The sequence below is a fragment of the Jeotgalibacillus sp. JSM ZJ347 genome (assembly GCF_044383825.1).
GTDB lineage: Bacteria > Bacillota > Bacilli > Bacillales > Jeotgalibacillaceae > Jeotgalibacillus.
This window is the reverse complement of record NZ_JBISEN010000008.1, coordinates 65,788-73,872: the sequence shown is the minus strand read 5'-3', so window position 1 is coordinate 73,872 and position 8,085 is coordinate 65,788. Positions and strand designations below refer to the sequence as shown.

General features: G+C 45.9%; 4 protein-coding genes and 1 riboswitch. Of the genes, 3 read left to right on the top strand and 1 reads right to left on the bottom strand.

Translation table 11 applies throughout. The features are described from left to right. Positions 1 to 202 precede the first annotated feature (202 nt). Both ACH6CZ_RS15480 and metH read left to right on the top strand, forming a co-directional pair. Entirely contained in the window at positions 203 to 2,053 is a 1,851-nt protein-coding gene (locus tag ACH6CZ_RS15480; RefSeq protein WP_374098344.1) for a bifunctional homocysteine S-methyltransferase/methylenetetrahydrofolate reductase, read from the top strand. Between the two features lie 25 nt (positions 2,054 to 2,078). Continuing rightward, positions 2,079 to 5,468 carry a methionine synthase gene (gene metH, locus ACH6CZ_RS15475; protein ID WP_374098346.1) on the top strand — a complete coding sequence of 1,130 codons (3,390 nt, stop codon included), beginning with the start codon at positions 2,079 to 2,081 and terminating at the stop codon, positions 5,466 to 5,468. A gap of 226 nt (positions 5,469 to 5,694) precedes the next feature. On the opposite strand, the gene ACH6CZ_RS15470 is transcribed toward metH, so the two are convergent. After that, positions 5,695 to 6,717 carry an FUSC family protein gene (locus ACH6CZ_RS15470; RefSeq protein WP_374098343.1) on the bottom strand — a complete coding sequence of 341 codons (1,023 nt, stop codon included), beginning with the start codon at positions 6,715 to 6,717 and terminating at the stop codon, positions 5,695 to 5,697. A 109-nt stretch (positions 6,718 to 6,826) separates the two neighbouring features. Then, positions 6,827 to 6,929, top strand: a riboswitch (TPP riboswitch). A 112-nt stretch (positions 6,930 to 7,041) separates the two neighbouring features. Here ACH6CZ_RS15470 and thiT point away from each other — a divergent pair. Further along, complete coding sequence (gene thiT / locus ACH6CZ_RS15465) at positions 7,042 to 7,614, top strand: energy-coupled thiamine transporter ThiT (protein WP_374098342.1); 573 nt, start codon at positions 7,042 to 7,044, stop codon at positions 7,612 to 7,614. The last annotated feature ends 471 nt before the right edge of the window (positions 7,615 to 8,085 follow it).

Sequence of the window (8,085 nt, the reverse complement as noted above, 5' to 3'; positions counted from 1 at the left end):
TTTCCGCTGCGCGTCTTATGCCTGTCGGAGCTGAACGAGCGCCTTCAGCTTTTCGAAGTGTCTAGCTTCAGGCGCTAACTCCTCGGGTCATAAGCCACGCATCGGTAAACGGGGAAACCACCCGTTTTCCGCTGCGCGTCTTATGCCTGTCGGAGCTGAACGAGCGCCTTCAGCTTTTCGATATAACTGGGAGGGTGAAGTAATGAACTTACTTGATGAAATGAATAAACGAATTCTGATTGGTGATGGTGCGATGGGAACCCTCCTGTATTCATATGGCTCTGATCAGTGCTTTGAAGAATTAAATCTGTCACATGCGGAGCATATTCAGCAGGTTCACGAAGCATATATTGATGCAGGTGCTGATGTGATTCAGACAAATACTTACGGTGCGAACTATCATAAGCTTGAGCGATATGGTCTTGAGGAGAAGGTAAAAGAAATTAACACAGCAGCTGTTAAAAATGCGAAAGCTGCAGCAAAAGAAGATACTTTTATACTTGGTACAATCGGCGGGATCAGAAGCTTCCGTCCGCAATCCATTGACCTGAATGAAATCAAACGGACATTCAGAGAGCAGCTTTACTGTCTGCTTTTAGAAGGAGTGGACGGCTTATTATTTGAGACATATTACGACTTTGAAGAACTCGTAACTGTCATTGAGATCGCCAGAAAAGAGACAGATCTGCCGATTATTGCGCATATTTCAGTACAGGAGCCTGACGTTATGCAAAACGGAAAGCCAGTTGCTGAAGCGCTGTTTGAACTTGAACAACTCGGTGCAGATGTAGTCGGCTTAAATTGCAGGCAGGGGCCATTTCATATGATTAAATCATTAGAACAGGTACCGCTTCCTGAGAAAGCATTTCTGTCCTGTTATCCAAATGCGAGTCTTCCTTCTTACTCAGAAGGTTCATTACAATACAGTAACAATGCAGACTACTTTGGAGAGGTAGCGCCTGCATTCAGAGAACAGGGGGTAAGACTCCTTGGCGGATGCTGCGGCACAACGCCTGATCATGTGAGAGCATTCAGTCAGGCTTTAAAAGGACTTGCACCCATTACTGAAAAAAGAGTAGAGAAAGCTGAAAAGATCGTGGTACGTTCACGAGAGAAGGATCTTCCTGAACCGCTCACTGACATTGTCAGAGACCGGAAGTCAGTCATCGTTGAGCTTGATCCTCCGAAGAAGCTTTATACAGATAAGTTCATTGAAGGTGCAAAAGCGCTTGGGGCTGCTGGAGCGGATGCGGTCACACTCGCAGATAACTCACTTGCAAGCCCGCGTGTATCCAATGAATCACTCGGCTATCTGATTAAGCAGCAGGGAGTACGCCCGCTCGTCCACCTAACGTGCAGAGACCGAAACCTGATTGGGCTGCAGAGCCATCTGATGGGGCTTCATACACTTGGGCTTCATGATATTCTCGCTGTCACCGGCGACCCGACGAAGGTTGGAGACTTCCCGGGTGCGGCATCAGTCTATGACGTATCATCATTTGAACTGATCGAAATGATTCAGCAGCTGAATAATGGGATGTCAATGTCGGGTAAGGACCTGGGTGAAAAAGCATCGTTCACCATTGGCGCTGCTTTCAATCCGAATGTAAGAAGCGTGGAAAGAGCGGTACAGCGACTTGAGAAAAAAATCACAGCCGGTGCCGACTACTTTATGAGCCAGCCGATATTTTCTGAGGAGAAGCTCATTCAGACGGCTGAAGCAGTGAAAGATCTCGGTAAACCGGTATATATCGGACTGATGCCTCTGACAAGCAGTAAGAATGCTGACTTCTTGCATAATGAAGTACCCGGAATAAAATTGACTGAACAGGTAAGGGACCGGATGGCAGCTGTATCAGGTGACCGCGAAAAGTCATACCAGGAAGGGCTTGCGATTACGAAGTCACTGATTGATACAGCGCTTGATCTATTTAACGGTATTTATCTAATCACACCATTTATGCGCTATGAAATGACAGCAGAACTAACACGCTATGCCAATGAGCAGGCGGCAAAGCGAGGAGGAAACCAACGTGCGCACATTATTCAATGAACAGCTTAAAAAAAGAATCCTGATTATGGACGGTGCAATGGGTACGATGCTTCAGGATGCGAACCTGACAGCAGAAGATTTTGGCGGAGAAGACCTTGAAGGGTGTAATGAAAACCTGAACCGCACACGTCCGGATCTGCTTGAACAAATTCATGACGCATACTTTGAAGCAGGCGCGGATATTGTTGAGACGAATACGTTCGGCAGCATGAGCGTGGTCTTAGAAGAGTATGATATCGCTTCTGAAGCCTACGAGCTATCGAAGCTTGGTGCTGAAATCGCCAAAAAATCAGCGGCTAAATGGTCAACTGCAGACCGTCCGCGATTTGTTGCAGGATCAATGGGACCTACAACGAAAACATTAAGCGTAACGGGTGGTGCAACGTTTGAACAACTGAAGGATTCCTATGCTGAACAGGCAAAAGGGTTAATAGACGGTGGAGCGGATCTCCTGCTGATTGAAACAAGTCAGGATCTGCTAAATGTAAAAAGTGCATTCCTCGGGATTCAGGATGCATTTAAGAAAACCGGCAAAGAACTGCCGCTGATGATCTCAGGAACAATCGAACCAATGGGTACAACGCTTGCAGGACAGACTATTGAATCATTCTATATCAGCGTTGAACATATGAACCCTGTGTCAGTCGGACTGAACTGCGCAACAGGACCTGAATTCATGCAGGATCACATCCGTTCACTCTCAGAGATCAACCAGTCTTACGTGAGCTGTTATCCGAATGCTGGATTGCCCGATGAGGAAGGTATTTATCATGAAACGCCTGAAACTCTCGCTAAAAAGCTGAGCGGATTTGCTGAAAAAGGCTGGTTGAACATTGTCGGCGGGTGCTGCGGGACAACGCCTGCACATATTAAAGCCATTGCTGAAGCGATGGAAAACTATGAACCGCGCACTCGTAAGCCTAAAAAAGAGCATACAGTCTCAGGCATTGAGCCATTAATCTATGATGACTCATCGATGCGTCCACTGATGATTGGTGAACGTACAAATGTCATCGGGTCACGTAAATTCAAGCGGTTGATTGCAGAAGGTAAAATTGAAGAGGCTTCTGAAATTGCCCGGGCACAGGTGAAAAAAGGTGCCCATGTTATTGATATCTGCCTGGCTGACACCGACCGCGATGAAGAAGCGGATATGGAAGTGTTCATGCAGGAAGTTGTGAAAAAGGTTAAAGTACCGCTAGTCATCGATTCAACAGACGAGGTTGTTATTGAAAAAGCGCTGCGCTATTCACAAGGGAAATCAATTATCAACTCGATCAACCTTGAGGATGGACTTGAACGCTTTGATGCGGTCGTGCCTCTTGCAAAGCAGTATGGTGCGGCGCTTGTGGTAGGGACAATCGATGAAAAAGGAATGGGCGTTTCCGCTGAAAGAAAGCTTGAAATTGCAGAGCGCTCGTACAAAATCTTAACAGAAGACTACGGTGTAGACCCGACAGATATTATTTTTGATCCACTTGTCTTCCCTGTCGGAACAGGTGATGAACAGTATATCGGTTCTGCCAATGCAACGGTTGAAGGGATCCGCCTGATTAAAGAAGCATTCCCGAAAACGCAGACAGTGCTTGGTGTCAGTAACGTTTCATTCGGACTTCCACCAGTTGGCCGTGAAGTGTTAAATGCAGTCTACCTCTACCATTGCACGCTCGCAGGACTTGATTATGCGATTGTGAATACAGAGAAGCTGGAGCGTTTTGCTTCGATTGATCCTGAAGAAGTCAAAATGGCTGAACAGCTGTTATTTGAAACGACGGATGAAACACTTGCAGCATTTACAGCTTTTTACCGCGGTAAAAAGAAGGAAACGTTATCTGACCTGCCGGATATGACGCTTGATGAAAGACTTGCCTATTATGTAGTGGAAGGCACAAAAGAAGGCCTGCTGCCTGACCTTGAAATCGCGCTTACAGCGTTTGATGAACCGCTGTCGATTATCAATGGACCGCTGATGACAGGCATGAAGGAAGTCGGCAGACTGTTCAATGACAACCAGCTGATCGTTGCTGAAGTGCTCCAGAGTGCTGAAGTCATGAAAGCAGCAGTTGCCTTTTTAGAGCCGCATATGGAAGCGTCAGATGACTCGTCATCTAAAGGAAAAGTCATTCTTGCGACTGTAAAAGGTGATGTCCATGATATCGGTAAAAACCTCGTTGAGATTATTTTAAGTAATAATGGATATGATGTGGTAGACCTTGGCATTAAAGTAACACCGCCTGAATTAATCGAAGCGATTGAACGTGAGAAGCCGGATATTGTCGGGCTGTCAGGTCTGCTTGTTAAATCAGCCCAGCAGATGGTGATTACAGCCGGTGATATGCGTGAAAAAGGACTTGAGGTACCGATCCTTGTAGGTGGTGCAGCGCTGTCACGTAAATTTGTCGATACAAAGATCTCAAATCATTACGATGGGCTTGTCCTGTACGCAAAAGACGCAATGAACGGACTCAGCCTTGCAAATCAGCTTCAGGATAAACTTGAACGTGCAAAGCTGAGTGAAGAAATCCTTGCAAAGCAGGAAAAGCTTCAGTCACAGGAACCAAGACCAACCAAGGAAACAGCAGTCGGTGTGCTTGAGAAGCCTCCAGTAGCAGAAGCACCTGTATTTGTGCCAAATGATACAACACGTCACGTCATCAGCTCATACTCAGTGGCGCACGTTGAAGCCTATATCAATATGCAGATGCTTCTCGGTCACCATTTAGGTGTAAAAGGTAAAATCTCAAGACTGCTTGAAGAAAAGGATGAAAAGACGTTGAAGATAAAAGAAACAGTGGATCACCTGATTCAGAATGTGAAGCAAGAAGGATTGATTACGCCTGCAGCGGTGTATCAGTTCTTCCCGGCACAGAGCGAAGGGGATGATGTCATCATCTATCACCCTGAAACCGGTCAGGAGATAGAACGTTTTACATTTCCGCGTCAGCCAAGAGCGCCACATCTGTGTCTTGCTGATTACCTTCGTTCAAAAGAGAGTGGCGTAATGGATTACGTCGGATTCTTTACCGTCACAGCAGGCAGAGGGATCCGTGAAAAAGCACAGCATTATAAAGAGGAAGGAAGATTCCTTGAAAGTCACGCACTTCAGGCACTTGCGCTTGAAACAGCAGAAGGATTTGCAGAGCTCTTACACCAGCAGATGAGAGACCGCTGGGGCTTCCCGGATCCTGTTGACTTTACGATGCAGGAGCGCTTCAGTGCTAAATACCAGGGGCAGCGCTTCTCATTCGGGTATCCTGCATGTCCGGAGCTTGAAGATCAGGAGAAGTTGTTTAAGCTGATCAGCCCTGAGGAAATCGGGGTCCAGCTGACAGATGGCTTTATGATGGAGCCTGAAGCGAGCGTATCAGCGATTGTGTTTGCGCACCCTGATGCAAGGTATTTTAATGTGATGTAGTAGTGCTTGCGCGATGGTTCTGTGGTTCGGCGTTCGTCGGCTAATGTTCGGCGTTCGCTTAGGCATGTTCGAGAGTAAACATGTGGTGTTCGCTGTTTACACAGTGATGTTCGACGCTTAATAGGTACACTTCGACACTTCGTGACTATTGACTCATAAACGCAAAACTGGTTTATTCAATGAAACAAGCCGGGGAGCAATCCCCGGCTTCTCGCATTTTCCAAAATTAAAGTTCTTCCGGTCTCGCGCTCGGTACCTTAACAAACGATCTGCGCTTCTTCAGCAATGCGTGAATCGTTAATAATTCAAAATAAATATAACTTTTATCCGGCAGCTCGTCTTCATCCGTCTCACCCTTCAGTTCATGACGGAGCAAAGCCAGCGCATCGGCGTCCATTGGCTCCTGTTGGCCTGTTCTAATGATCCGGTTATTCAGCTGTGAGACAAGTGTCCGGACTGCCTGTTTTTCTTCAATCGACCAATCAGGTGCATCATCTGAAGGCAGCGAGATCAGATTTGCTAAATGAAAAGACAGCTGCCTGAGCAGATAAATCTTCTTTTGCAGCATCTGAATTTCGTTCATTTCCTCGCGTTTATAAGAATGGTAGTGCCATTCCTGAAGCTGGAACCTGCAGAACATTTCTGCGCGGTCAAGCTGGGTGCGAAGCTGGTTGGAGGCGGTTTCAAGATTCATTGCCGAGTCTTTCTGATCCAACAGTTCATTCATTCTTTCAGCCAGCAGCTGAGTGAGCTTGGACTGTGCATTAGAAATGAGTGTTAGGATCTGATCTTTATATTTAGGCGGCATCAGTAAAAAGTTAACGAGTGTGGAAGTTAAAATTCCGATACCGGTAGTACCAAGTCTTTTAATAAATTCAAGCAAAAAGTGATCTTCTGTACCGGGTATCATGGCCACTGCTGTCAGTGTCGCAACCAGCATACCTGCATCAAGCTTCAGCTTATAGCAGATCCAGATTGTCAGTACTGCTGAGATTGTATATGTAATTGCTGTATCTCCAAGTAAAAAAGTGGCAAGCATTGCAATGGAGGCCCCGATCGCAGATGCCGGAAAGCGGATCATGCCCTTTTTAATTGAATCGGCAGCTGTCGGTTCAATCGTTACAATTGCGGTAATAACAGCGAAGACCACAGGTAAATTGAATAGCTGACAGATCAGGGCAGTAATAAATACTGCGACACCCGTCTTTAAAATTCTGCCGCCAATAAATCTTTTTTTCAGCCAATGCATGTGATTCGGGAACCTCCTATCTTAGTAAATTAGACGTGTAATAGTATAGCATACAAAATGTGGAGAAGATGACATGATTCAAAATATGGGTTACAATATTAACAGATGCAATTTCCACAAGGGGAGCCATATTGGCTGAGAGTGAACAGATCTGTTCAGACCCTTCGAACCTGTAAGTTAATGCTTACGCAGGAATGTGGATGGAAACGGACTTTTTCAAGGTCTCTGGGTTTCTATCCCCAGGGGCCTTTTTATATTTTTAAAGGCCCGTTGAATTCCCCTCTGTGCGAGCTGCATCAATTTCGCAAAAGGAGGAAGATGTAAATGGAGCGTAAGAAGTTATTATTTTTAGTGGAGGTTGCGATTTTTTCAGCAATCGGCATTATCCTGGACCAGTTTTCATTCAGTCTCTGGCCACAGGGAGGATCTATCAGTTTTGTGATGGTACCAATCGTATTGATGGCATTCCGCTGGGGTCTGAAAGGCGGACTGCTGACAGGATTTCTGGTAGGGCTGCTGCAGACAATGTTTGGTGCTTATATTATTGATCCGGTTCAGGGGATTCTTGATTATCCGCTGGCATTCACTGTGATTGGATTTGCAGGGCTGTTTGCAGGTGTTGTGAAGCGTTCACTTGAGGAAGGCTCAATGAAAAAAGCGGCAGTCTTTATTACAGTTGGCGTATTTATTGGCGCGCTGCTGAGATTTATCTGTCATTTCCTTGCCGGCGTGATCTTCTTTGGATCAGGCAGTGAAGGTGTACCGGCCTGGTTATTCTCACTTGGCTATAACGGCTCTTACATGGGTCCTGCGTTCATTCTAACATCCATTGTCCTTGCAACGCTGCTGATTTCAGTGCCAAGAGTTGCGACAAACCGTCAGATGACAAGTGCCTGAATTATTTAAAGAACCGGTTCATTTACGCTTCAGGCGGACGCTTTCCAGACGGAGGTTGCCAAACCTCCTCGCCTTCGGCTGTAGGGTCTCGGCTTCCCTCTAATCGTCTCGGAGTCGCAGCCTTACGCTTCAATGAACCTAAATTTAATATTAAAAAGAAGATGGCTTTTAACACAAACGCCATCTTTTTTTAGATTTTTAGTGGTGGTGTATATTTTACTAACTACAAAATATTATTTGGTTTACTATCTTAAAGGAAGAAATACATAGTTTAAGTGGAGCGTAAGGGGGCGACTCCTGTGGCAGGAAGGGACAGGTGAGACAGAGCATGGCGAAGCCTGCTGGCTCACCGCCCGGCCACGGAAAGCGTCCCCCTGAAGCGGAAATTAAACGGTTATAGAATAAATAGCATCTTTCATGCATTCCCCACCATACATATGATATAGTGAACCATTATAAAGCAAGGAGAGA

Coding starts and splice junctions, on each gene's coding strand:
- ACH6CZ_RS15480 (WP_374098344.1), top strand. CDS start 203: ATGAACTTACTTGATGAAATGAATAAACGAATTCTGATTGGTGATGGT.
- metH (WP_374098346.1), top strand. CDS start 2,079: ATGGACGGTGCAATGGGTACGATGCTTCAGGATGCGAACCTGACAGCA.
- ACH6CZ_RS15470 (WP_374098343.1), bottom strand. CDS start 6,717: ATGCATTGGCTGAAAAAAAGATTTATTGGCGGCAGAATTTTAAAGACG.
- thiT (WP_374098342.1), top strand. CDS start 7,042: ATGGAGCGTAAGAAGTTATTATTTTTAGTGGAGGTTGCGATTTTTTCA.